Origin of the sequence: Pleomorphomonas carboxyditropha (assembly GCF_002770725.1) — a bacterium.
Taxonomy (GTDB): domain Bacteria; phylum Pseudomonadota; class Alphaproteobacteria; order Rhizobiales; family Pleomorphomonadaceae; genus Pleomorphomonas; species Pleomorphomonas carboxyditropha.
The window spans coordinates 362,206-386,455 of record NZ_NQVN01000003.1 but is presented as its reverse complement, the minus strand read 5'-3'; the positions used below and the strand labels follow the sequence as shown (position 1 = coordinate 386,455).

General features: G+C 63.7%; 20 protein-coding genes and 1 pseudogene. 12 read left to right on the top strand and 9 right to left on the bottom strand.

All coding sequences use genetic code 11. The annotated features are described in order from the left end of the window. Together CJ014_RS08840 and CJ014_RS08835 are read right to left on the bottom strand one after the other, a co-directional pair. Positions 1-433: pseudogene (locus tag CJ014_RS08840) on the bottom strand (transketolase); the annotation flags it as partial. A gap of 32 nt (positions 434-465) precedes the next feature. Beyond that, on the bottom strand, positions 466-1,932 hold the full coding sequence (locus tag CJ014_RS08835; RefSeq protein ID WP_245427194.1) for an L-fucose/L-arabinose isomerase family protein: 1,467 nt from the start codon (positions 1,930-1,932) through the stop codon (positions 466-468). A 299-nt stretch (positions 1,933-2,231) separates the two neighbouring features. Between CJ014_RS08835 and CJ014_RS08830 the strand changes: the two genes are divergently transcribed. The 5 genes from CJ014_RS08830 to CJ014_RS08810 all read left to right on the top strand — a co-directional run bounded on the left by CJ014_RS08830 (position 2,232) and on the right by CJ014_RS08810 (position 7,877). Further along, positions 2,232-3,023 (top strand): DeoR/GlpR family DNA-binding transcription regulator, encoded by a 792-nt coding sequence (locus CJ014_RS08830; RefSeq protein ID WP_245427193.1) that lies wholly within the window; start codon positions 2,232-2,234, stop codon positions 3,021-3,023. 431 nt (positions 3,024-3,454) lie between these two features. Beyond that, on the top strand, positions 3,455-4,180 hold the full coding sequence (locus tag CJ014_RS08825; RefSeq protein WP_165790799.1) for a DUF2291 family protein: 726 nt from the start codon (positions 3,455-3,457) through the stop codon (positions 4,178-4,180). Further along, entirely contained in the window at positions 4,177-5,748 is a 1,572-nt protein-coding gene (locus tag CJ014_RS08820) for a sugar ABC transporter ATP-binding protein (RefSeq protein ID WP_100080090.1), read from the top strand. The genes CJ014_RS08825 and CJ014_RS08820 overlap by 4 nt, the downstream gene beginning before the upstream one ends. A gap of 2 nt (positions 5,749-5,750) precedes the next feature. Further along, positions 5,751-6,803: an ABC transporter permease gene (locus CJ014_RS08815; RefSeq protein ID WP_100080089.1), complete on the top strand. Its 1,053-nt coding sequence runs from the start codon at positions 5,751-5,753 to the stop codon at positions 6,801-6,803. 126 nt (positions 6,804-6,929) lie between these two features. Then, complete coding sequence (locus CJ014_RS08810) at positions 6,930-7,877, top strand: D-ribose ABC transporter substrate-binding protein (protein WP_100080088.1); 948 nt, start codon at positions 6,930-6,932, stop codon at positions 7,875-7,877. A gap of 146 nt (positions 7,878-8,023) precedes the next feature. Here the strand turns inward: CJ014_RS08810 and CJ014_RS08805 are convergent, their stop codons facing one another. The 7 genes from CJ014_RS08805 to CJ014_RS08775 form a co-directional block, all read right to left on the bottom strand. Continuing rightward, entirely contained in the window at positions 8,024-8,833 is an 810-nt protein-coding gene (locus tag CJ014_RS08805) for an ABC transporter ATP-binding protein (protein ID WP_100080087.1), read from the bottom strand. Next, positions 8,830-9,858 carry an ABC transporter ATP-binding protein gene (locus CJ014_RS08800; protein ID WP_100080086.1) on the bottom strand — a complete coding sequence of 343 codons (1,029 nt, stop codon included), beginning with the start codon at positions 9,856-9,858 and terminating at the stop codon, positions 8,830-8,832. The genes CJ014_RS08805 and CJ014_RS08800 overlap by 4 nt, the downstream gene beginning before the upstream one ends. A gap of 4 nt (positions 9,859-9,862) precedes the next feature. After that, complete coding sequence (locus tag CJ014_RS08795; RefSeq protein WP_100080085.1) at positions 9,863-10,720, bottom strand: ABC transporter permease; 858 nt, start codon at positions 10,718-10,720, stop codon at positions 9,863-9,865. Between the two features lie 5 nt (positions 10,721-10,725). Then, positions 10,726-11,730, bottom strand: a complete 1,005-nt coding sequence (locus tag CJ014_RS08790) for an ABC transporter permease (RefSeq protein ID WP_100080084.1) — start codon at positions 11,728-11,730, stop codon at positions 10,726-10,728. Positions 11,731-11,861: 131 nt separating this feature from the next. Continuing rightward, the gene (locus CJ014_RS08785; RefSeq protein WP_100080083.1) at positions 11,862-13,754 is read right to left on the bottom strand and encodes an ABC transporter substrate-binding protein; all 1,893 of its coding nucleotides are present in this window, start codon (positions 13,752-13,754) and stop codon (positions 11,862-11,864) included. Positions 13,755-13,934: 180 nt separating this feature from the next. Further along, positions 13,935-15,443 (bottom strand): arabinosylfuranosidase ArfA, encoded by a 1,509-nt coding sequence (arfA, locus tag CJ014_RS08780; protein ID WP_100080082.1) that lies wholly within the window; start codon positions 15,441-15,443, stop codon positions 13,935-13,937. Positions 15,444-15,709: 266 nt separating this feature from the next. Further along, the gene (locus tag CJ014_RS08775) at positions 15,710-16,645 is read right to left on the bottom strand and encodes an ArsR/SmtB family transcription factor (RefSeq protein ID WP_100080120.1); all 936 of its coding nucleotides are present in this window, start codon (positions 16,643-16,645) and stop codon (positions 15,710-15,712) included. Positions 16,646-16,895: 250 nt separating this feature from the next. Here CJ014_RS08775 and CJ014_RS08770 point away from each other — a divergent pair, with 250 nt between their 5' ends. From CJ014_RS08770 to CJ014_RS08740, 7 genes are all read left to right on the top strand, one after another. Further along, positions 16,896-17,714 carry a pyridoxal phosphatase gene (locus CJ014_RS08770; RefSeq protein ID WP_100080081.1) on the top strand — a complete coding sequence of 273 codons (819 nt, stop codon included), beginning with the start codon at positions 16,896-16,898 and terminating at the stop codon, positions 17,712-17,714. A 378-nt stretch (positions 17,715-18,092) separates the two neighbouring features. Next, positions 18,093-19,730, top strand: a complete 1,638-nt coding sequence (locus CJ014_RS08765; RefSeq protein WP_100080080.1) for an ABC transporter substrate-binding protein — start codon at positions 18,093-18,095, stop codon at positions 19,728-19,730. A gap of 148 nt (positions 19,731-19,878) precedes the next feature. Next, the gene (locus CJ014_RS08760; protein WP_100080119.1) at positions 19,879-20,859 is read left to right on the top strand and encodes an ABC transporter permease; all 981 of its coding nucleotides are present in this window, start codon (positions 19,879-19,881) and stop codon (positions 20,857-20,859) included. Continuing rightward, positions 20,856-21,788: an ABC transporter permease gene (locus tag CJ014_RS08755; protein WP_100080079.1), complete on the top strand. Its 933-nt coding sequence runs from the start codon at positions 20,856-20,858 to the stop codon at positions 21,786-21,788. The genes CJ014_RS08760 and CJ014_RS08755 overlap by 4 nt, the downstream gene beginning before the upstream one ends. Continuing rightward, on the top strand, positions 21,785-22,618 hold the full coding sequence (locus CJ014_RS08750; protein ID WP_100080078.1) for an ABC transporter ATP-binding protein: 834 nt from the start codon (positions 21,785-21,787) through the stop codon (positions 22,616-22,618). The genes CJ014_RS08755 and CJ014_RS08750 overlap by 4 nt, the downstream gene beginning before the upstream one ends. Continuing rightward, complete coding sequence (locus CJ014_RS08745; RefSeq protein ID WP_100080118.1) at positions 22,615-23,370, top strand: ABC transporter ATP-binding protein; 756 nt, start codon at positions 22,615-22,617, stop codon at positions 23,368-23,370. Before CJ014_RS08750 ends, CJ014_RS08745 begins: the two co-directional genes overlap by 4 nt. 68 nt (positions 23,371-23,438) lie before the next feature. Continuing rightward, entirely contained in the window at positions 23,439-24,119 is a 681-nt protein-coding gene (locus tag CJ014_RS08740; protein ID WP_100080077.1) for a DUF2161 domain-containing phosphodiesterase, read from the top strand. Positions 24,120-24,250 lie beyond the last annotated feature (131 nt).

Sequence of the window (24,250 nt, the reverse complement as noted above, 5' to 3'; positions counted from 1 at the left end):
TGCCGGCGATGGCGATGCCGACGGCGACCGGCAGGCCGTGGCCGAGCGGTCCGGTGTTGGTCTCGATGCCCGGCAGGTAGTTGCGGTTGGGGTGGCCGTTCAGCATGGACAGCGGCTGCATGTAGGTCTCGAGCTGGGCTTCGGGGAAGAAGCCGGCCTGGGCGAGCACCGAATAGAAGGCGCCGGTGCAGTGGCCCTTGCTCATGATGAAGCGGTCGCGGTCGGGGTGGCGCGGCTCGCCTGGATCGTAGCGCATGACGCCGAAATAGAGGCTCGCCAGGATATCGGCCGCCGAGAAGTCGCCGCCGGGATGGCCGAGCCCGGCGTCGTGGACCATGGTGAAGGCGCTGCGCCGGATGGCAAGCGCCCGCGCACGAACCAGAGCGATCCTGTCGGCGCCGGAAGCCGGCGCCGAGGCGGTTGAAAGGGGCATTTCGCGTTCTCCCGCGTTGCGGCTCGCAGCCGTCAACAGAAGGCCTTGAGACCGAGCGTCGGCACGGCCTCGCCGTTGTGGTGGTAGATGGGCAGCTTCAGGTAGCGGCTGACCGCTTCCTCGACGATGCCGGCCACGTGGCCGCGCACCATGGCGACGTGATGCTCGAAGCCGTTCTGCGTCACCACCTTCAGGAGCTGCCTGAGCTTCTCGACCTGGATCACGGCGATGCCGCCGTCCATGCCGTAGGGATCGTCGGTGAAGTCGCCGTCGCCGACATAGGCCTTGAGGGTAGCGTTGAGGTCGTCGGAGGAGAAGCGCAGGAAGCTCATCGGCCCCGCCTTCACCTTGCCCTTGACGGCGCCGAAGCACTTGTCGCGGCCGATGGTCTCGCCGAGCACGTCGAGCTCGCCGATGTTGGGCGTGTCGCCGAAGAAGCTCTTCGGGTAGTTGCCGCAGTGGGTGCCGACGCACTTGTCGGGGTCGTAGCCGTAGTTGTTGTTCCAGTCGAGGATGGCGGCCGGCTGGCCGGCGGCCAGCGTCAGCGCATACATGGAGAGCGTGCCGAGCACGTCCACCTCGCAGGCGCTCGGCATCAGCTTCTCGCCCATCATGCTCATGGAGAGGCAGGTGGCGCAGCCGTAGTTGTCCTGCAGCGAGCGCCAGCACTGGATGGCCGAAGCGTCGCAGTCGTTCTCGGCCATCCACTCGTCGATGGCGATGCCCCACTTGGCCTGCTTCAGCACCTGCTCCGGCCGGATATGGGCGTCGATCTTGCCGTAGCCGCCGATGGCCGCGAGCTTGTCCTTGACGCTGGCGGCGTCGTCACCGATCGCCTTGGCGCGACCGATGATCTCCGACAGGTCGACCGGCACCACGGTGACGCCGACCGCCTGCAGCAGCTTCTCCGAGTAGCGCATGGTCTGGAACGGCGCCGTGCGGGCGCCGATGGCGCCGATGCGGGCGTGGCGGAGACCGCGCACCGTGCGGCAGACGCGGGAGAAGGCATCGAGGTCGCCGGCGAATTCCTCGCCGTCGAGGTCGGACGTGTGGCTGGTGGTCTCGGTGAACGGGACGCCGTAATTGTAGAAGTTGTTGGCCACCGAGATCTTGCCGCAGAAGGCGTCGCGGCGGCTCTTGACGTCGACCTTGTCGAACTCGTCGTTGCAGGCCTGCAACAGGATCGGCACGCCGAGGCCGGCGGCCATCACCATCTCGATGATGGCGATTTCGTCGCCGAAGTTGGCGAGCGAAATGACCAGGCCGTCGATCTCGTCCTTGTGGGCGGCGAAGAACCGGCCGTAGAGCTTGGCGTCGTCGCGCGTCTGCACCGCGCCGTTCACCGTGGCATCGACCGGCGGCATCAACGTGCGGATGCCGAGGCGCCTGGCCTGCGCTTCGAGGTCGTCGCGGGCCTTGATGCAGGGGGCACCGTTGAAGAATTGCCGGCTGCCCACCACCAGGCCCAGGGTCACGTCGCGCTTGAACTTGTCCGTCATGTCCATCCTCCCGTCGGCCGGAGTTTCCCGCCGACACGAATTCAGTTTTCGATTTTTATCGCTTTCTTTCGTTTGATGATGTTTTTTAGGGGGCGGTTTGTCAATAGGGTTTTTGCCTTGGCCCTTCGGGCAGACAACGCCGGGCGCGGCCCTCGCCGGCCTGGGCCGGCAAAAAGACATGGCCGCCGGTCGGCAATCGGAGCTATAAGGATCGCAAGAAAGCGAAGGTCCCCATGGCGACAGAATCATCGAATGGTAGCGGAACCGAATCGGGCCCGGTCGGCAGGCGTGGCGCCGCCGTGGCGGAAACGCCCGCTTTTACCGGCCTGCTCGCCGAACCCAGGCGCATGAAGATCCTCGAATGGCTGCAGGAAGAGGGCAGCGCCCGCGTGCGCGAGCTGTCGCAGGCCTTCAAGGTGTCGGAAGCCACCATCCGCCAGGATCTGGAGCGGCTCGAGCAGGACGGCTACATCCTGCGCGAGCACGGCGGCGCCTATCTCAAGACGGTGCAGCAGCAGGTCGGCACCATGTCGCTGCAGCACATCGAGAACATGGACCGCAAGCGCAAGATCGGCGCCAAGGCGGCGTCGCTGGTCCGCAACAACGAGACCATCATCCTCGACGCCGGCTCCACCACCACCGAGATCGCCCAGCGCCTGACCACCCGCGAGAACCTGACGGTCATCACCAACGCGCTCAACATCGCCATCATCCTCGGGGCGGTGCCGGGCTACGCGGTGCACATGCCCGGCGGCCAGTTCAAGGCGCCGACGCTGTCGCTTTCCGGCGACAAGTCGGTGGAGTATTTCCGCAATATCTTCGCTTCGAAGCTGTTCCTGGCGACCGCCGGCGTGTCGGTCGACGCCGGCCTCACCTACCCGAGCTTTGCCGACCTGCAGCTCAAGGAAGCGATGATCAAGGCGGCCGCCCACGTCTATCTCGTGGCCGATTCCTCGAAGATCAACCGCACCTCCTTCACCCGCCTCGGCAACCTCGACGTCATCCATTCCTTCGTCACCGACGACGGCATTGCCGACAGCGACGCCAAGGAATTCGAACGCCGCGGCATCGAGCTGATCGTCGCAAGCTGACCCCGATACCGTCGACGCCGGCCCAGGCGGCAGCGGCGCGCCTCTCGTTGAGGCTGCGCGTCGCCATGCGCGTCATTGCCTCTTTCCCGATCCACCCGTCATGCACACGCCGGTTTGGCCGTTTGTCTGCGCCGTCTCCCGTTGTCGGCGAAGTCGGCAGGCCATCGCTACCTTTCGATTGCTATCGACTTTTGTCTAATTGCAAGGGGTTCGGCACTGGGTCGAGCCGCTGATAGATGCTTGTCTTGCCGGGAATGATCATTTTCGACAGGAAAATCGGCTGAAAACGGCCAAGGGAGCCGCCGCTTGCGACCGAACCGGCCGAATGCGCGTCCATCTGTGCGAATGATCCGTTGACAAACGATAGAAAACGAAAATAATCGAAACATGAGGTCCGGGTGGAGAGCTCGATGACCCTAGGGAGGACGAGCATGCCAGATCATGCTGAGTCGCGCCGGCCGATCGCCTGCGCGGCCGACAACCGACCGTCCGCCGCCACGGGCGGCCGAGGCGGCGCAACATTTTCAAGGCGTCTCGTCGTCGCCGGCCTGCTGGCGGTCGCCATGGCCGGCTGCAAGATCCTGCCGATCGCCAGCGAAGACGAGGCGGCGCAGCAAAGGTTCAACGGCGTCGACTACGTGAACAAGCTCTGGGACACCGACGTGATCCCGGTGGTTCGCGACAAGGCCTTCCCGATCGAGACGGTGCTTGCCGCCATCGAGGGCGGCCTCGACAAGGCCGGGTCGGAATTCGGCCATCGCCCGGCCGAGGAGGGCAGCCCCTGGAGCTTCGTCGTCAAGGGCACGGCGGTGATCAAGGAAAAGAACACCACCTCGCGCGCCGGCACCGTGCTGATCGACGTGATGACGCCGAAGGGTGCCGTTCCCGTCACCATCCAGATCGGGCCGGTCATCAAGGGCAACTCGCTGCGCGACGCCATGCCTTTCATCAACTTCCAGAACTTCACCAACCAGCTCGAGTTCGCCGAGGTCGGCCGCGCCTTCAACGGCCGCGTGGTCAGCGAGCTGAAGACGGCCGTCGACGCGCTGGCCCCCGGCCAGACCATCGCCTATTCCGGCACCTTCTCGCTCAACTCGGCCACCGACAAGATCCTGCTCACCCCGGTTCTGATCGGCCCGGCGGGAGGCGGAGCATGAGCGCGCTGGAGCAGGCCGACGCACCGAGGGTGATCCTCCGGGCCGAGAAGATGACGCGCGTCTTTCCCGGCACCGTTGCCCTGGAGGATGTCGATTTCGACGTCTACGAGCGTTCGGTCAACGTGCTGATCGGCGAGAACGGCGCCGGCAAGTCGACGCTGATGCGCATCCTCGCCGGCGTCGACCAGGCGACCTCCGGCCGCATCCTGATGGACGGCGAGGAAGTGTCGTTCTCCTCGGTGCTGGACGCCTCGCAGAAGGGCATCGGCATCGTCTTCCAGGAGCTCAATCTCTGTCCCAATCTCTCGGTCACCGAGAACATCTTCCTCGGCCGCGACATGACCAGGGGCGGCGTCCACATCGACATGTCGCGCCAGCGTGAGCGGGCCAGGGAATTGCTTGCCCGCCTCGAGCACGACATCGACCCCGACACGCTGGTCGACGATCTGCGGATCGGCGAGCAGCAGATCGTCGAGATCGCCAAGGCGCTCGCCGACGACGTCAAGGTGCTGATCATGGACGAGCCGACGTCGGCCCTGTCGGCCTCCGAGGTCGAGGTGCTGTTCCGCGTCATCGCCGAGCTGAAGAAATCCGGCGTCGCCATCATCTACATCTCGCACCGCCTCGAGGAGCTCGTCCGCATCGGCGACTATTTCACCGTGCTGCGCGACGGCCGCTTCCAGGCCAGCGCCCCCAGGGGCGAGGCGACCATTCCCTGGATCATCCGCCAGATGCTCGGCACCTCGGAATTCGCCAAGCGCCAGCAGCGCGAGGTAAAGGTCGGCGAGCCCGTGCTGTCGGTCCGGAACCTGAAGCTGCCGCGCGTCGGCGGCGGCTATCTGGTCGACGACGTCAGCGTCGACTTCCGGGCCGGCGAGATCGTCGGCATCTATGGCCTGCTCGGCGCCGGCCGCTCGGAACTGTTCGAGAGCCTGTTCGGCCTGAGGGCCGACGCCCGCGGCGAAGTCGCCATCGGCGGCAAGGCGATCGACCATCTGCCGGTATCCAGGCGCATCGCCGCCGGCCTGTTCCTGGTCCCCGAAGATCGCCAGCGCGACGGCCTCATCCAGAACCTCACCGTCGGCAGGAACCTGTCGCTCGCCAGCCTCGCCAAGGTCACCAAGCTGTTCACCGTGCAGAACGGCGCCGAGCGCAAGGCGATCGACGTGCTGTTCCGCTCGCTGCGCATCAAGGCGCCGTCGCCGGAAACCCCCATTACGTCGCTGTCGGGCGGCAACCAGCAGAAGGTGGTCATCGGCAAGTCCCTGATGACCGAACCGCGCGTGCTGCTGCTCGACGAACCGACCCGCGGCATCGACATCGGCGCCAAGGAAGAGGTGTTCCGCACCATGCGCGAGCTGGCCGACCAGGGCCTCGCCGTGGTGTTCGCCACCTCCGACCTCAAGGAGGTGCACGCCGTGTCCGATCGCGTGCTGGTGATGTCGCAGGGCCGGATCACCGCCGACCTGCCCGACCACGAGGCGACCGACGAGATCATCGTCCGCGCCTCGACCAAGGGACACGCCGCCCCCATTCCTGCCAACGACCATCCGGCTCAGGATCAGTGACCATGACCAACACCGTTGCAACCCCGGCGGCCGAAGCGCCCAAAGGACAGTCGACGCTGCTCCTGTTGCTCTTGAAGCTCAGGACCTTCATCGCGCTGATCGCCGTCGTCGTCTTCTTCAGCCTGATGGCGCCGAACTTCGTCACCGTCGCCAACGTGGTGATCGTCTCCAAGCACGTGGCGATCAACGCCTTCCTGGCCATCGGCATGACCTTCGTCATCCTGACCGGCGGCATCGACCTGTCGGTCGGCGCCATCGTCGGCCTGGTCGGCATGGTGGCCGGCGCGCTGGTGCTCTACGGCATTCCGCTTCAGATGTTCGGCGTGGTGATCTATCCCAACGTCTGGGAAATGATCGGCATCGCGCTCCTGGTCGGCACCTTCGTCGGCTTCGTCAACGGTCTCCTGATCACCCGTATGCAGGTGGCGCCGTTCATCGCCACGCTCGGCATGCTCTACGTCGCCCGCGGCACGGCGCTGCTGATGTCCGGCGGCTCCACCTTCCCGAACCTGATCGGCAAGCCCGAGTTCGGCAACCAGGGCTTCCCGGTGCTCGGCTCCGGCACCATCCTCGGCATCCCCCTGTCGATCTGGCTGCTGCTGGTCGTCGCCGGCATCGCCGCCTACGTCGCCACCAAGACGCCGTTCGGACGGCAGGTCTATGCCGTCGGCGGCAACGAGCGCGCCGCCACGCTGTCGGGCGTCAACGTCAATCGCGTCAAGCTCGCCGTCTACATGATCTCCGGCTTCTGCGCCGCCATCGCCGGCCTGGTGGTCGCCTCCCAGCTCGTCGCCTCGCATCCGGCGTCCGGCGAGACCTTCGAGATGAACGCCATCGCCGCGGCCGTGCTCGGCGGCACCTCGCTGTCGGGCGGCCGCGGCACCATCGGCGGCACCATCGTCGGCGCCTTCGTCATCGGCGTGCTGTCCGACGGCCTCGTCATGATGGGTGTCTCGGAATTCTGGCAGATGGTCATCAAGGGCGTCGTCATCGTCGGCGCCGTCATCCTCGACCAGATGCAGCGCCGCATCGCCCGCAACGCCCGGCTCGGGTGAGATCTGGGCTGAGATTTCGGCGCCGGCCGAAACCCCGGCCGGCGTCAACGACCGCGGCCGTCGACACCCGACGTGAACCGCGCCCGCTGAGAGGTGTGCAGCGGACTTTAGTGGAGGAGTAAAGACATGTCGCTTCGCAAGACTCTGAAGACGGTTTCCCTCGGCCTGCTGGCCGGCATCGCGCTGACCGCCTCGGCCCTCGCCGCCGACGGCAAGCTGATCGTCATCATCACCCCGAGCCACGACAACCCCTTCTTCAAGCAGGAAGCGGTGGGCGCCCAGGCCAAGGCCAAGGAGCTCGGCTACGAGGCGGCGATCTACAGCCATGACGACGACGCCAACAAGCAGAACGACCTGATCGATTCGGCCATCGCCCAGAAGGCCGCCGCGATCATCCTCGACAACGCCGGCGCCGACGCCACCGTCGCCGCCGTGCAGAAGGCCAAGGACGCCGGCGTGCCGTCCTTCCTGATCGACCGCGAGATCAACGCCACCGGCATCGCCGTCGCCCAGATCGTCTCCAACAACTATCAGGGCGCCACCCTGGTGGCCGAGAGCTTCGTCGAGGCCATGGGCGAGAAGGGCAACTTCGTCGAGCTGGTCGGCAAGGAATCCGACACCAACGCCGGCGTGCGCTCCAAGGGCTTCCATGACGTGATCGACCAGTATCCCGACATGAAGATGGTCGCCCAGCAGAGCGCCAACTGGAGCCAGACCGAGGCCTTCTCGAAGATGGAATCGATCCTCCAGGCCAACCCGGACATCCAGGGCGTGATCTCCGGCAACGACACCATGGCCATGGGCGCCATGGCCGCCCTCGAGGCCGCCGGCCGCAAGGACGTGCTGGTCGCCGGCTTCGACGGCTCCAACGACGTGCGCGATGCCATCCTCGCCGGCAAGATCCACGCCACCGGCCTGCAGCCGGCCTTCCGCCAGGCCCAGTATGCCGTCGAACTGGCCGACAAGTATCTCAAGGAAGGCTCCACCGGCCAGCCGGAGAAGATCTCCATGGACTGCGTGCTGATCACCAAGGACAACGCCGCCAAGCTCGACAACTTCGCGCTCAAGGACTGAGTTTCGAGAGCCGATAATTCCCCGGCGGCATGCCTGCCGGGGTAGCTCCCGAGATGCATGAATGGAAACAGGCAGGCGTGGTTTGCTCCTGCCTGTTTCGCTTTTTACCGCTCATTCAAACCAGACGGCCCGCGGGCGCCTCCAGATCAAGCGAAGTCGGGCGTCAGGACGGCATTCTTGAGGGCAATCGAATAGGGGTGCTGCGGATTGTCTAGCACCGTGCGTGCGTCGCCTCGCTCCACCACTTCACCCTTCCTCATGATGATGATGCGGTCGGAGATATAGTAGGCGGTAGCGAGGTCGTGGGTGATATAGATGATCGATAGGCCGAGCCGGTCGCGCAACGCCCCGAACAGATTGACGATCGACATCCTGAGCGAGGCGTCGACCATTGACACCGGTTCGTCGGCCACCAGCAAGCGTGGTTCGGGGATCAACGCCCGGGCAATGGCCGTGCGTTGCAGTTGGCCGCCCGAAAGCTCATGCGGGAAGCGCCCGCGGACTTCGGCCAGCGTAAGTCCGACCTCCACCAGCACCCGGTCGACCCGCGCTTCGATCTCCTGGCGTGTCGGCTTGCCATTGGCCGTCATGAAGTTGGCGGCGGTGGCGAACAGATAGCGGTCGACGCGCTTCAGCGGATTGAACGCTTCGAACGGATTCTGCAGCACCGGCTGCACCTTGGCCATGAAGGCGCAGCGATCGGCGCGGCTGCGGATGCTGGCGACGTCGACGCCATCGAACAGCACGCGGCCGCGCGTTGGCAACTGCTGGCCGAGCACCATCGCCGCCAGTGTAGATTTGCCCGATCCGGATTCTCCGACCACCGACAGGATCTCAGGCCGTTCTACCTCGATCTGCAAGGAGATGTCCTTGACTGCCTCGATGGAGCGACGCGACAGCAGGCCGCCTTGCAGAAAAGTCTTGCCGACATGATCGATGTCGAGAAGCAGGCTCATGATGTCGCTCCCGAGACGGCAAAGCAGGCGACGCGGTGGCGTGGCGCGAGGGGGTTCAGTGGGGGGACCTGCTTCGAGCAGATATCCATCGCCAGTGGGCAGCGTGGGTGAAAGCGGCAGCCGGCCGGTGGGTCGGCGAGGCTCGGCGGTCGGCCCGACAATGAGGCGCGTCGCGTGGCATCGCCGATCTTCGGCAGGGAGGCGACTAGATGCTGCGTGTAGGGATGACGGGCGCCACGAAACAGCGTTGGCGTATCGGCCTCCTCGACGAGCCGACCGGCGTAGACGATGCCGATACGATCGGACACCGTCGCGTGTACGCTCATGTCGTGCGTCACGAACAGGAAAGATGAGCCGAGATCGCGCTGAATGTCGCGCAGCATGGTCAGAACATCGCGTTGCACGATGACGTCGAGTGCCGTCGTCGGTTCGTCGGCGACGATGAATTCCGGGGTGCAGACGGTGGCAAGCGCGATGGTCGTTCGCTGGCGCATGCCGCCGGACAGCTGGTGTGGATAGCTGTCGAGCACGCCGGGATCGAGATCGAGCCTCCTGAGGTGCTCGCGCACCTTGTCCCAGAAGGTGGCGCGATCGAGGCCCATGTGGGCGAAGGCGAAATCGAAGAAGGAATGCTTGATCCGGCGCACCGGGTTCAACACGTTCATCGATCCCTGCATGATGTAGGAAAGATGCCGCCAGCGAATGGTCTGCAGTTCATCCGGGCCTAGATCGTAGATGTTGTACGCCTGTCCTTCGAAGTTGAAACATACGCTACCACCGACAACGTGCAACGGTGGTCGAATGGCACCGACGATCGTCTTGATCAACGACGTTTTGCCGGAAGACGATTCTCCGGCGACGCCGTAAATTTCGCCCTTGGCGATGGTGAGGCTGATGTCGTCGACAGCACGGATATCACGGTCGATGCCGAAGGCTTTCGTGGTGTAGTAGGCCTTCAAGTTCTCGACCGCTAGAATTGGCTCGGATGCTGCCTTGGGCGTGTGGAGAAGCGCTTCGGTTTGCATCGGATCAGTTCCCCATCCGGTTCAGGCGACTGCGCGGATCGATATATTCGTTCATTGACATGGAGAGCAGGAACAATCCGACGAACAGGATCACGATGGCCCCCACCGGTGCGGCTACCCACCACCAGATGCCGGAAATCAGCGCCGAGTGGGAATTGGCCCAGTAGATCATCTGCCCCATGGTCGGTGTGTCGACATCGGTGAAGCCGAGCACCGACAAGGTGATTTCCATGCCGATCGACCAGATCATGTTGTTCATGGTGGTCGCGAAGACGATGGGCATCACATAGGGCAGGTGTTCCTCGACAAGGATCTTGCGCATGCTCATGCCCGAGTAGACGCTTTGCATAGTGAAAGGCCGTGTCCTCAGGCTCATGGCGATGGATCGGATGAGGCGGGCATCATACGACCAGCCCAGTGCCGACAGGATCAGCACCAGCATCAGCCAGTTCATGTTGTCCTTCAGTACGAAGTAGAACAGCACCAGGATTGGAAACTGGGGAATGACCATGATCGAGTCGTTGATGGCCATCAGCACACGATCGGTTCGGCCACCGGCATAACCGGCCGTGAGCCCGACCACCAGCGATAGGATGCGCGACAGGAAGGCGACGCCGACACCGAAGCCCAGCGTATTCCTGAGACCGATCATCAGTTGCCAGAAAGTATCCTGGCCCCGCGAGGTGGTGCCAAGCCAGAACTCTGCGTCCGGTGGCATGTCCGGCGGCACGACGTAGATATCCGCCGCCGGATAGGGCGAGAAGAAGGACAGAACGACGGCGCCGATCAGCAACAGCAGGATCAAAAGGCCGATCGCAAATTCGATGTTGTAGCGGATGAGGTCGCGGACAATGGTGAACATGGGCCTCACTCCGCCTTGATGCGCGGGTCGAGCAGCGGGCTCAGGATGTCGATCAGGAACACCGCGATGGCGACACCGACGATCGACAGCGAAGCGAGGCCGAGCACCAGGCTGTAGTCACCGGCATGAACGGCATCGATCAACAATGTGCCGATGCCGGGATAGCCGAACACGATCTCGGTGATCACCGTGCCGTTGAAGATGGCGCCGAGCGACATGGCAAGACCGGTGAGCTGCGGCACTAGGGCATTGCGCACCACGTAAGAGCGCAGGATGCGGGTTGAGCCGACGCCTCCGAGCTCCGCGAACGTCACGTAATCCTCGGTGACGATGTTGGAGGTGAGCGCCCTCATGCCGGTCAACCAGGACCCGGCGCCGACCAGGACCAACGCCAGCGCCGGCAGGATCGAGTGACGAATGATGTCGAGGACCAGGGAGAACGACAACGTCAGATCGGCGTTCATCTCGTAGCCTCCGGCGATCGGCAGTACCGGCCAGACGAAGCCGAACAGGATCAGCAGGATGAAGGCGAGGATGTAATAGGGAATTGGCTGCAGGCCGATCAGGCCCAGGCTGACGATCTTCAGGATGCGACTCTTGCGGTAGTAGCCGGCAAGGGCACCGAGCGCATTGCCGATCAGGAAGGAGATCAGCGTTGCCGATATCATCAGGCCCACGGTCCAGGGCAGGGCACGAAATATGATCTGGGATACCGGCGTCGGGAAGGCTGACAGTGACGGCCCAAGATCGCCTCGGAGAAGCCGTGACCAGAAGGAGATATATTGCTCGAAAACGTTTCCCTGCAGCCCGTAAAGCTCGGTCAGCGTCTTGCGCATTAGTTCGATCGCTTCGGGATCGGCTTTGCTGAAGTTGGTGATGACCGAGATCGTCTCGGCCACCGGGTCGACCGGCGTCATGTGCGTTATGAAGAAAGTCGCCGAAATCCCGAGAAAAACCACCAGCAACAACTGGCCAAATCGGCGCGCGACGAAAATCAGGTAGGCTGTCACGGGATCCCGAGCTCCGTTCTCAAGGCCGGCTGGACCGGCGGTCTTGATCCACTCGACCCGTGCGGGACTTGCGGCCCGCACGGGTCTCTTGGAGAGGCGCATCTGGAGGAGGGAGGATGCGCCCGCCGTGGTCAGGGTTGCGCTGGCTTCAGCTTGATCATCATCAGCCGAGAGTTGCCCCAGTTCGGAACCGGATCGGTGTAAGGATCATCCGGGAAGGTCGGGTAGCCCGTCCAGTAAGTCGTGTCCATCGACGAGAACACGTTGTAGGACATCATCGGAATGGTGGGCATTTCCTTCACCACCAGCTTCAGATAGTCCATGCCGTAGTCGACGCCCTTGGGGTCGTCGAAGCTGATCCCGCGGATGCCTTCGATGATCTTGTCGAGTTCTGGGCTCGACCAGCGCTGCCAGTTGCGGGCGGGCTGGACTTCTCCAGGCTTGGCCACGAAGCTCGAGTGCCAGCTGTCGAGGAAGAACGACATGTCGGCATCGCCGCCCCAGGTCTCGACACTCCAGCCGATGGCGGTGTCAAAGTCGCCGGCCTGCATCGGTTGCCAGGGATTGGTGGTCGGCTGCGCCTTGGCGTCGATGCCAAACTGCTTCCATTGCTGGGCGATCAACGTGCCTGCGCGGGTAAATACCGAGCGGGTGTCGCCCTCGACGGTCAGGCGAACCCGGAATGGCTGGCCGTCCGGTTGCGTCCATTGGCTGCCCACCTTCTTGAAGCCGGCCCTTTCAAGCAGCTCGCCGGCCGCTTTCGGATTGGGCTTCCACCAGCCATAGCCGAACTGGTTGGCAATGGCCGTCGCATCAGTCGGAATCTGGTCCTTGAACTTTGGCTGCTTGCGTAGCATGTCGGCGATCTGGGTCGGGATCGTCGGGTCGTAGGGCTTGATCTTCTCTTTGCCGGTATCAAGCTCGAAGGACTTCAGCCACTCGTGCATTGGCGCTTGATAGGTCGTCATGGCGATGCCGGTGGGCGGCACACCAATGGCCGATAGTGTGGCCGCGCCTCGATAGCTGGCGAGGTCGACTGCCTTCATGTCGATCAGCAGCGCCAACGCCCAGCGTACGTCCGCCTTATCGAACGGCGCCTTCTGGGTGTTGAAGATGACCGCCGGCAGGGTTGGATCGGGATGGGCGTAGGGGAAGCCCTTGAACCATGTGGCGAGCGATTTCGACTGGTCCACAAGCGTGAACATGCCTTCCGGCGTGTTGTCGTGGATGATGTCGAGCTCGTGCTTTAGCTGGGCGATGGTCTTCTTGTCCGGCGGGCCGCCGTCGACATAGGCTGCATATTTGGGGCCGGGTTCGCCGATCAGGCCGAGCGGCGTCCGCTGCCAGTCGTCGCGCTTCTCCCAGATGTACCACTTGCCCTGTGGATCATAGTTCTTGAGCTTGTAGGCGCTGATCGAGATCGGATTGGCAAAGTCGAACTTCACCGGGTCGCCCACTTTTTCGAAGACATGCTTGGGCATGACCCAGATGGCGTTCCAGCGCACCGTGAACAGGGCGTGGAAGCGCGAATTCGGCTTTTTCAGCTTGAAGACGACGGTGTAGGGATCGGTCGCCTCGACGCTGTCGACGCTGACGGCCAGCAGAGAACTCCACACCATGCCTGGATGGTCGATCTGCGTCTTCACCGTATAGACGAGATCATCGGCAGTGAATTCGACGCCATCGCTCCAGTACATGCCTTTTCTGAGTTTCACCGTCATCTCGGTAAAGTCGGCATTGTAGATCGGCTTGTCGGCTGCCAGGGAGTTATACCATGTGCCGTTGATGCCCTGGTCCGGGTCGATGTACCAAAGCGTATCCATGGTGAGCTGCTGCAACCCTGTCGACAGGCCGCCACCGCCGTTCACCCAGATGTTGAACCAACCCGGATTCTTGATTGTGCCTTCCGGGTTTTCGATGATCACGGTCTCTTTGCGCGGCAGGTTGGAAATATCCTGCGCTTGAGCCGTGGCCGCCAGGACCGCCAGCGCGGCTCCGGCCAGGAGTTGTCTCCATAGTCTCATGCGGTAGTCCTCCCTCATGATGATCGATCTTTGCGCGGCCAGTCTTTTGCATCGGCATCCGGCCACAGCTCAGTTTTCCCCCGTTGGCCTCCTTGTCTTGCATCGACATGAGCCGGTCTGTGGCTACGTCGGAGGTGGAAAAAGATCGGCCACCTCTCCTCCGAGGTCGGCCGGTCCGATTCAGATTGAAAGGCGGATGACGTTGTAGGAGAGCGGCGGCAAGCGGCTTGTCAGGACGCCGGCTTCGACGGTCGATCCGCTCACCGTTTTCGGAACTACGTTATTTGGAGTGGCGGCCGAATTGACGGCAGCGAGATCGGGATGGCTCATCTGGATATGTTCGACCACGCGGGCGGCCGGGAAGCCGTCTAGCCTGGCTGTAAGGTCGAGTGTTTCGGTAAGATGCCGGTTGACGATGAAGAAGGTGAGGGCGTTGCCCGCCGACGAGCGCACGACCGATGTATCGAGAAATGGAACATCGTCGCCGAAGGCGCTGTCATAGGTCGGGCCGTCGACGATCGCTCTCATGGCGGTGCCGCGGCCATACAACGAGGCATAGAGGAACGGATAGTAGATCGTCTGTTTCCAGGCCGGCCCACCTGTCTCCGTCATGATCGGGGCGATGACATTGACGAGTTGGGCAATACACGCGATCTTCACCCGGTCGGCGCGCCGGATAAACGTATTCAGGACGCCACCGACCTGCAATACATCCTCGAAGTTGTAAATGTCCTCAAGCAGGTGCGGCGCATCCGGCCAATCGTCGCCTTCTAGTATCTTCTTATCTTGCTCGTGGCTGTGATACCAGACGTTCCACTCATCGAACGAAATCGTGACATTTTTCTTTGAGCGTTTCTTCGACTTGACGTAGTCGATGACACCGGCGACCGACATGATGTAACGATCCAGCTTCTCGGCCTTGGCAAGATAGTTCAGCGTGTCGTGTTCCTCGTTGCCGAAATACATATGCAATGACAGGTGATCGATCGCCTCATAGGTGTGGTCCAGAACGGTCGCCTCCCAATCGGGGAACGTCGGCATGCCCGCATGCGACGAACCGCAGACGATCAACTCGAGCGACTTGTCGAACAGGCGCATGGCCTTGGCTGTTTCATTGGCGAGCCGCCCGTATTCGTCGGCGGTCTTGTGGCCAACTTGCCAGGGGCCATCCATCTCGTTGCCGAGGCACCAGAGCTTGACGTTATGCGGCTCTTTCCAGCCATGCTTGCGCCGAAGGTCGCTCCAGTAGGAACCGCCGGGATGATTGCAGTATTCGAGAAAATTCCGGGCCGCGTCGAGGCCTCGGGAGCCGAGATTGACGGCCAGCATGGGCTTGGTGCCCGCTTTCTTGCACCAGTCGGCGAATTCGTTGACACCGATGTGGTTGCTGTCGCGGGTGCGCCATGCGAGGTCGAGGCGCGTCGGACGATCTTCGCGCGGTCCGACGCCGTCTTCCCAGTTGTAGGCCGAAACGAAGTTGCCGCCGGGGTAGCGGACATAGGGCGTGTCGAGGGCTCGAACCAGTTCGATGACGTCGCCGCGAAAGCCGTCGGCGTCGGCGGTCGGATGACCGGGCTCATAGATGCCGGTGTAGATCGCCCGTCCCAGGTGTTCGAGAAAAGAACTGTAGAGCCGGTCATCGACAGGGGAGATGGTGAAATCCCTGTGGATCGTCACGTTCGCTTTCACGGTGGCCTCGCTGCACGTTTCCGTTTATATCTGATGATATGATATATAACGAAGATTATGGTCTGTACCTGATGACGTGTCAACGGCGCAGGCGAGGGTTCGCCGAAAGGCGAACCGGAACGTTTTTCCCGGCAGATACAGAGAATTTCGTGAGATGGAATTTAACTATTGTCGGATATAGCCAATAAAATTTCGCGAACAGAATCGACGACAGATCGTCATTTGACCAAATATCTGTACAATTTATAGATTTTTACTTCAGAAAATCAGGAATTATTCGATCGATATAATCGCATGACGATGTCTTGATCGTAATTTCCAAATCCACGACCGAATATATTGATGCCGCCTGGACGTTTTGCCTGTTCGGCAATGCCGATCCTCATCCGGATTGAATGATGGTTGTCGATATCCAAATCAGCCAGTTTCACATCAGAAATTTTGATACCGTCTATAAATGTCCCGTTTTGCGAGATTGTCCAGGTTTTGAGCTTCCCGTATTGCGATCCCTCGAGCTTCCACCATCGAGGTGTATAGACGCCCCGCTTGTCGCCGTAGTCGCCCGGTGAAGTCCAGGTGCCGACATCGACATTGTTGACCCAGAGCATAATATCGGACGGCCAGTTTGTGTTGGTTCCCGGAACCTCGGAGGACAGTTCCATCGAAAACTCGACGGCGCTGATTTCCTCATTCAGTATCTTGGCATTATTGGGGAATTTATATTCGACATAGCCGCGCCCGAACCAAAGAAGTCCTGCCTGCATACGATTGGGGTCAAGGAAGAAGTTCGGCACGTCGAGGAGGCCGATGACACCTTCGCTCGAGCACAGACCACAAGGCGTCTGAACGTCGCAACTGGTGTAGAGGCCGATCGGCATCGAAACCTCGATGGTTTCGTCGCGTGGCAATTCGGCGGCATCGTCGAAGCGGATAATGATTTCGTCATAGCGTGCCGAGCAAATCTTCTGATGCCCTTTCTTCGCTTTCACCGTCTTGGTGTCGATCAGCTCGGCTTCCTCCAAAGCCTGTACCGAAGTGGCGACGGTCGATTGCGGCAGCGAGAGCGCAGCGCTGATTTCATTGACATTCATCGGCCCCTTGGCGTGCAGCAGGCGCAGAATGTCCAGGCGGGTCGGCGAGGACACGCCCTTGAGCATGGCGTAGCTATCGGCAACGTGCAGGGTGAGAAAATTTCGGTTCAAGGAGGCACTCAAAAATGGGGAAGTTCGTATCTTCATATCATCGATATTGATAGAGTCTATGGGAAAACGATGCTTGGTCCGCTGTTCTACTGGTCGAAGCGGGAAGAAGTCCGGCGTGCCGGGAGCCGTGGCGCGACTACGGATCGACAGGATCGGTTCTGTGGGCTAGGTGCGACAAGCGAATGGCTGTGTCGGTTGGCACGGCGGCGCGTGATGGACGTTTGGCCATTTGGCGTGACGGGAGAAAAACATGCCCTTTCGGATGATCGCCCTCGACCTCGACGGAACGGTTCTCGATCCGGAAGGACGCATCCGCCCGAAAACGATCGCCGCGCTGCAAGCCGCGGGGACGCGCGGCCTCGAGGTCGTGCTGGTCACCGGCCGGCACCACTCGGTCACCCGGCCCTATTACGAGGAGCTCGGGCTCTCCGGTCCGGCCATCTGCTGCAACGGCACCTACGTCTACGATTTTGCCGCCGGACGCATCGTGAACGGCGAGCCTTTCGACCATGACGACGCCCGCCGCGTCATCGCCTCCTGCCGCCAGCACGGCGTCGCCATGCTGATGTACCTCGACGACGTCATGCTCTACGAGGTGCCGACGCCGCATCTTGAGAAGCTCGGCGCCTGGATCGACGGCCTGTCCACCCGGCCGAAACCGCAGCTTCGGCAGGTAGCCTCCATGGAGGCGGTGCTGGATGCCGCCCCCAATGTCTGGAAATTCGTCGTCACCCATCCCGACGCCGGCCGCCTCGCCGGCTGGTACGCCGAGGCCGAAGCCATGCCGGCCTATGGCGTCGAATACTCCTGGCGCGACCGCATCGACGTCATGCCGGCCGGCCGCAGCAAGGGCAGCCGCCTTCTCGCCTGGGCCGCCGAGCGGGGCGTCGACCCGGCCGACATCGTCGCCTTTGGCGACAACTTCAATGATCTCGGCATGCTGACCGGCGTCGGCCTCGGCATCGCCATGGGCAACGCGCCCGACGGGGTCAAGGCGAAGGTGGGCGAGGTCATCGGCGGCAACGACACCGACGCCATCGCCGAGCGCATCGGACGCCTTCTCGCCTAGAGCATCGGACCGAAAAGTGGAATCCGGTTTTCGGTAAATCCGATGTGATAACAAAAGGCTAGATCGTCGCTTTGCGTCCGTTGGGACGCACGGCGATCTAGCCGCCCGCTGGCGGCTGCCTGAGTATTGGGCGTGCCCGCCTATTGACCACCGTTTGGCGAGCCTTTACCAGTTTTTCTCCAGAAACAATGCCGCCGGCCGTTTGCCAACGGCCGGTAACCGCGGAGATGTGCCGCCTTGCGCGGCCACTCGCGCTCGAGCGTCGTCGGGGTTATTGTGAACAGGCGAAAGGCTCCGCCGCCCGGTTGCGGAAGGGGCCGAGCGACCGAAAGGCGGGGAAACCGCCGGGTATGCGAAAAGGGGAACCCGAACATGACTATGCCAGTCCTGGTGAAGCATTTGCGATATCTGTCGGTGGGCGCGGCGATGGCCGTCTTTGTCGCCTGCGCCGGCCCGGCCTTTGCCGCCACGCCGGCCGATACGCTGGTTGAGGGCTTCGCCATCGACGATATCATCACCCTCGACCCGGGCGAGGCTTTCGAGCTTTCGACGGCCGAAGTCACCGGCAACACCTATTCGCTGCTCGTCCGGCTCGATCTCGACGACACCACCAAGGTGAAGGGCGACATCGCCGACAGCTGGACGGTCTCCGACGACGGCCTCACCTATACCTTCAAGCTGAAGCCGGACCTGAAGTTTGCCTCCGGCAATCCGGTCACCGCCGAGGACGTCGCCTTCTCGGTCGAGCGGCTGATCAAGCTGGACAAGAGCCCGGCCTTCCTGTTCGGCCAGTTCGGCCTCACCGGCGACAACGTGACCGAGAAGGTCAAGGCGGTCGATCCGCTCACCGTCTCGCTCACGGTCGACAAGCCCTACGCCACCTCCTTCGTGCTCAATGTATTGTCGTCGACCGCCGGTTCGGTGCTCGACAAGAAGGTGGTCGTCGAGCACGCCAAGGCGGTGACGCCGTCCGACGAGTACAAATGGGACACCGATTTCGGCAATGACTGGCTGAAGACCAACTCCGCCGGCTCCGGCCCCTTCAAGGTGGTGACCTGGAAGGCCAACGAGGCGGTCGTCCTCGAGCGCAACGACAACTATTTCGGCGAGCCGGCCAAGCTGAAGCGGGTGATCTACCGCCATATGAAGGAAAGCGCCGGCCAGCGCCTGGCGCTCGAGAACGGCGATATCGACATCGCCCGCAACCTCGAGCCGGGCGATTTCGACGCGGCGGCCGCCAACAAGGAACTGGCCACCATCTCGGCGCCGAAGGGCACCGTCTACTACATCTCGCTCAACCAGAAGAACCCGAACCTCGCCAAGCCCGAGGTCATCCGGGCGTTCAAGTATCTGGTCGACTACGACGCCATCGGCGCCACCCTGATCAAGGGCATCGGCGAGATCCATCAGTCCTTCCTGCCCAAGGGCCAGCTCGGCGCCATCGACGACAATCCCTACACGTTCGACGTCGCCAAGGCCAAGGAACTGCTCGCCAAGGCCGGCCTTGCCGACGGTTTCACCGTCACCATGGACACGCGCAACACCCAGCCGGTGACCGGCATCGCCGAGAGCTTCCAGCAGACGCTGGGCCAGGCCGGCGTCAAGCTCGAGATCATCCCCGGCGACGGCAAGCAGACGCTGACCAAGTACCGCGCCCGTCAGCACGACATGTACATCGGCCAGTGGGGCTCGGACTATTTCGACCCCAACTCCAATGCCGACACCTTCACCGCCAATCCCGACAATTCCGACGAAGGCAAGACCAAGACGCTTGCCTGGCGCAACGCCTGGGATCCCAAGGAGCTCGACGCCGAAACCAAGGCGGCGCTGCTCGAAAAGGACACGGCCAAGCGCGCCGCCATGTACGAGGACCTGCAACGGAAGGTGCTGGACAGCGGTCCGTTCGTGGTGATCTTCCAGCAGATCGAGGTGGCGGCCTATTCGGCCAAGCTCAAGGGCTTCAGGCTCGGCCCGTCGTTCGACACCAACCTGGTCGCGCCCATCTCCAAGGAATGATCGTGGGCTCCGCCTCCTTCGGGGGGCGGAGCTCCGCCGATCCGTGCATGTGAGGAGCGGCCCGCCCGTGTCTCATTCAAACGCCAAGCGAGCCGCGGGGCTGCGGCGTGCCCGCGGCGTTCTGGCCAATATCGGCCGGTTCGCCGTCATGCTGGCGACCACCTATCTCGGTCTTCTCGCCGTCACCTTCTTCATCGGCCGGGTGGTGCCGATCGATCCGGTGCTGGCGATCGTCGGCGATCGCGCGCCCGCCTCCGTCGTCGAGCGCGTCCGCGAGCAGATGGGCTTTAACCTGCCGCTCTGGCAGCAGTTCATCCTCTATCTGCGGCAGGCGCTGACCGGCGACTTCGGCACCTCCGTGCTGACCACTAATCCGGTGATGGACGACATCATCAGGGTGTTCCCGGCGACGCTGGAGCTTGCCACCGTCGGCACGCTGATCGGCGCCGGCCTCGGCGTGCCGCTCGGCGTCGTCGCCGCCGTCCGGCGGGGCTCGATCGCCGATCAGGTCGTCCGCATCGTCGGCCTGATCGGCTATTCGGTGCCGATCTTCTGGCTGGGCTTGCTGTCGCTGCTGCTGTTCTACGCCCGCCTGAAGTGGGTGGCCTATCCCGGCCGCCTCGACGTCGCCTACGAATATACCTTTACGCCCATCACCGGCCTCTATCTCTTCGACGCCGCCTGGACGCGGCAATGGGACGTCCTCTGGGACGCCTTCCGCCACATCATCCTGCCCGGCGCGCTGCTCGGCTATTTCTCGCTCGCCTACATCAGCCGCATGACGCGCTCCTTCATGCTCAACGAGCTCGGCCAGGAATATATCGTCGCCGCCCGCGCCAAGGGCCTCAGCGAGCGCCGCATCGTCTGGTTCCACGCGCTGCGCAACGCCGCCGTGCCGCTGGTCACCGTCATTGCGCTGTCCTACGCCGGCCTGCTCGAAGGATCGGTGCTGACCGAGACGGTGTTCTCCTGGCCAGGCATCGGCCTCTACATCACCAATTCCCTGCAGAACGCCGACATGAATGCCGTGCTCGGTGGCACCATCATGATCGGCTCGGTGTTCATCGCCATCAACCTGCTGTCCGACCTTCTCTACCGGCTGCTCGACCCGAGGACGCGCGTCAGATGACCGATCCCTCATCCCCGGCGCCGGAAAGCTGGCGCGACTGGCTGCTCACCGCCGAGCCGCGTTCCCGCCATCAGGCCCGGCTCGGCCGCGCCTACGTCACCTGGCGGCGCTTTTCCGAAAATCGCCTCGCCGTCACCGGCCTGCTGATCATCGTCGCGCTGGTGCTGGTCGCCCTCTTCGCCGATCTTCTGGCGCCCCACTCGGCGACCGTCGGCAACCTCGCCGGCGCCCGCCTGCTGCCGCCCGGCTCGCCCGGCTTCCTGCTCGGCACCGACGATCAGGGGCGCGATATCCTGTCCCGCCTGATCGTCGGCTCGCGCATCACGCTGGCCGTGGTGGCGCTGGTCGCCGTCATCGCCGCGCCGGTCGGCCTCCTGATCGGCACCGTCTCCGGTTTTGCCGGCGGCTATGTCGACGCGGTGTTGATGCGGATCACCGACATCTTTCTCGCCTTCCCGAAGCTGATCCTGGCGCTCGCCTTCGTGGCGGCGCTCGGGCCGGGCATCGAGAACGCGGTGATCGCCATCGCGCTCACCTCCTGGCCGCCCTACGCCCGCCTCGCCCGCGCCGAAACGCTGGGCGTGCGCAACTCCGACTATATCGCCGCCGTCCGCCTGATGGGCGCCTCGCCGGCCCGCATCGTCGTCCGCCACATCATGCCGATGTGCCTCTCCTCGCTGATCGTCCGCGTCACGCTCGACATGGCCGGCATCATCCTGACGGCGGCCGGCCTCGGCTTCCTCGGCCTCGGCGCCCAGCCGCCGCTGCCGGAATGGGGAACGATGATCGCCTCCGGCCGCCGCTTCATCCTCGACCAGTGGTGGGTGGCCACCATGCCCGGCATCGCCATCCTGGTCGTCAGCCTCGGCTTCAACCTTTTGGGCGACGGCCTGCGCGACGCCCTCGATCCGCGGGAGGCCGGCCGATGACGCCGCTTCTCACCGTCGGCAACCTGTCGGTCACCTATCCGACCCGCACCGGCGTCGTCGAGGCGGTGCGCGGCATTTCCTTCGAGCTCGGCCGCGAGCGGCTCGGCATCGTCGGCGAAAGCGGCTCGGGCAAGTCGCAAACCGGCCGCGCCATTATGGGCCTGACGCCGCCGCCCGGCATCGTCCGGGCCGACGCACTGTCGTTTTCCGGCGTCGATCTCCTCAAGGCCGGTGCGTCCACCTGGCGCGACATGCGCGGCAGCCGCATGGCGATGATCCTGCAGGACCCCAAGTTCTCGCTCAATCCGGTGCTGACCATCGGTCGCCAGATCACCGAGACGCTGCGCCACCACGAGAACGTCTCCAAGCGCGAGGCGCGGCGGCGGGCGCTCGACATGCTGGAGGCGGTGCAGATCGCCGACCCGGAGCGGGTGTTCGGCCTCTATCCGCACGAGGTGTCGGGCGGCATGGGCCAGCGGGCGATGATCGCTATGATGCTGGTCTGCGGTCCGGAGCTGCTGATCGCCGACGAGCCGACCTCGGCGCTCGACGTCACCGTCCAGCTCGAAGTGCTCGGCATTCTCGACCGGCTGGTGCGCGACAACGGCATGGGCCTCATCTTCATCAGCCACGATCTGCGCCTCGTCTCGTCCTTCTGCGACCGGGTGCTGGTGATGTACGCCGGCCGCATCGTCGAGGAACTGGCCACGGCCGACCTCAGCAAGGCGACGCACCCCTATACGCGCGGCCTCCTCGACTGCACGCCGAAGATCGGCGAGAGCCGGCATCCGCTGCCGGTGCTCGAACGGCGCAAGGAGTGGGCGGCGTGACCATCCGCATCGAAAACCTGTCGGTGACCTTCGATGGCTTCCAGGCCTTGAAATCGGTGAGCATCGCCGTCGGCAAGGGCGAATCCTTCGGCCTGGTCGGCGAGAGCGGCTCGGGCAAGTCGACGTTGCTGCGCGCCGTCGCCGGCCTGGCGCCGGTCAGTGGCGGCACCATCGAGGTGAGCGGCGAAAGGCTGTCCGGCGGCCGGCGCAGCCGCGCCTTCCGCCGTGCCGTGCAGATGGTGTTCCAGGATCCCTACGCCTCGCTGCATCCGCGCCAGACCGTCGACCGCCAGCTCCTGGAGCCGCTGGCCATCCACCGCATCGGCGACGGCGAGCGGCGCATTCTCAAGGCGCTCGACGAGGTCGGCCTCGGCCCGTCTTTCCGCTTCCGCTATCCCCACCAGCTTTCGGGCGGTCAGCGGCAGCGCGTCGCCATCGCCCGTGCGCTGATCGTCGAGCCGGAAATCCTGCTGCTCGACGAGCCGACCTCGGCGCTCGATGCCTCGGTGCAGGCCGAGGTGCTGAACCTGTTGGAGGAGGTGCGCGGCCGCCACGGCCTCACCTATGTCATGGTCAGCCACGATCTCGGCGTAGTCACCCACATGTGCGGCCGCCTCGCCGTGATGAAGGGCGGCGAAGTGGTGGAAACGCTGTCCGCCGCCGACCTCGCCGGCAGCCGGGTGGTCTCCGACTACACCCGGCGGCTGATGGTGGCGAGCAAGGGCTTTTCGCGCGAGGCCGTGTCGGGCTGAAACTTACGCTTTACCGGTCATGAGCGACGCTCGACCGCAATCGAGTCGCCCGACCGGAAGGCCATCGCGTGGAAACCGACCTCTACCTGCCCGTCAAACGCCATCTCGAAAGCCTCGGCCTGACCGTCAAGGGCGAGGTGAAGGGCTGCGATCTCGTCGGCCTGTCCGATGGCGCGCCCGAACTGGTGGTGATCGGCGAGCTCAAGCGCGCCTTCACGCTGGAGCTGGTGCTGCAGGCGGTCGACCGTACGGCGGCGGCCGACGAGATATGGCTCGCCGTTGCCGCCTCGAAGCGCGGCCGTGGCCGCGAGGGCGATCCGCGCGTCAGGAAGCTCTGCCGCTTCCTCGGCTTCGGCCTGATCGCCGTCACCGCCACCGGCCGGATCGAAGTGATCGTCGAGCCGGCGCCCTGGAAGCCGCGCCGCGACGGCCGCCGCCGCTCGCGCATCGTCGAGGAATTCCGCCGCCGCCGGGGCGACCCGATCGCCGGCGGCTCGACGCGGCTGCCGCAGATGACCGCCTATCGCCAGCAGGCGCTCGCTGTCGCCCACGCCTTGCGCGACGCGCCGTCGCGGCCGCGCGACCTCAAGCCGGTCGCTCCCGACGCGGCAAAAATCCTGCAGGCCGACGTCTACGGCTGGTTCGAGCGTGTGGAGCGTGGAATCTATCGCCTTACCGACGGCGGCCGAGCGGCGCTCGTCACCTGGGCGGCTTACCTGCCCGGCGCAGAAGAGCCGGCCGCAGCCTAGAGCGGCAGCCCGGATATATCCGGGCTGCCGCTCTAGGCTTTTGTTTACGCATCGGATTTTCCGAAAACCGGATTCCACTTTTCGGTCCGATGCTGTAGCGCTCACATCTTTGTGTGAGCCTGCAACCGCCC

What these genes read in the sequence shown, in the direction of transcription:
- CJ014_RS08835 (WP_245427194.1), bottom strand. Translation starts at nt 1,932, where the DNA reads ATGACGGACAAGTTCAAGCGCGACGTGACCCTGGGCCTGGTGGTGGGC.
- CJ014_RS08825 (WP_165790799.1), top strand. Translation starts at nt 3,455, where the DNA reads ATGCCAGATCATGCTGAGTCGCGCCGGCCGATCGCCTGCGCGGCCGAC.
- CJ014_RS08820 (WP_100080090.1), top strand. Translation starts at nt 4,177, where the DNA reads ATGAGCGCGCTGGAGCAGGCCGACGCACCGAGGGTGATCCTCCGGGCC.
- CJ014_RS08815 (WP_100080089.1), top strand. Translation starts at nt 5,751, where the DNA reads ATGACCAACACCGTTGCAACCCCGGCGGCCGAAGCGCCCAAAGGACAG.
- CJ014_RS08810 (WP_100080088.1), top strand. Translation starts at nt 6,930, where the DNA reads ATGTCGCTTCGCAAGACTCTGAAGACGGTTTCCCTCGGCCTGCTGGCC.
- CJ014_RS08805 (WP_100080087.1), bottom strand. Translation starts at nt 8,833, where the DNA reads ATGAGCCTGCTTCTCGACATCGATCATGTCGGCAAGACTTTTCTGCAA.
- CJ014_RS08800 (WP_100080086.1), bottom strand. Translation starts at nt 9,858, where the DNA reads ATGCAAACCGAAGCGCTTCTCCACACGCCCAAGGCAGCATCCGAGCCA.
- CJ014_RS08795 (WP_100080085.1), bottom strand. Translation starts at nt 10,720, where the DNA reads ATGTTCACCATTGTCCGCGACCTCATCCGCTACAACATCGAATTTGCG.
- CJ014_RS08785 (WP_100080083.1), bottom strand. Translation starts at nt 13,754, where the DNA reads ATGAGACTATGGAGACAACTCCTGGCCGGAGCCGCGCTGGCGGTCCTG.
- CJ014_RS08770 (WP_100080081.1), top strand. Translation starts at nt 16,896, where the DNA reads ATGCCCTTTCGGATGATCGCCCTCGACCTCGACGGAACGGTTCTCGAT.
- CJ014_RS08765 (WP_100080080.1), top strand. Translation starts at nt 18,093, where the DNA reads ATGCCAGTCCTGGTGAAGCATTTGCGATATCTGTCGGTGGGCGCGGCG.
- CJ014_RS08760 (WP_100080119.1), top strand. Translation starts at nt 19,879, where the DNA reads ATGCTGGCGACCACCTATCTCGGTCTTCTCGCCGTCACCTTCTTCATC.
- CJ014_RS08755 (WP_100080079.1), top strand. Translation starts at nt 20,856, where the DNA reads ATGACCGATCCCTCATCCCCGGCGCCGGAAAGCTGGCGCGACTGGCTG.
- CJ014_RS08750 (WP_100080078.1), top strand. Translation starts at nt 21,785, where the DNA reads ATGACGCCGCTTCTCACCGTCGGCAACCTGTCGGTCACCTATCCGACC.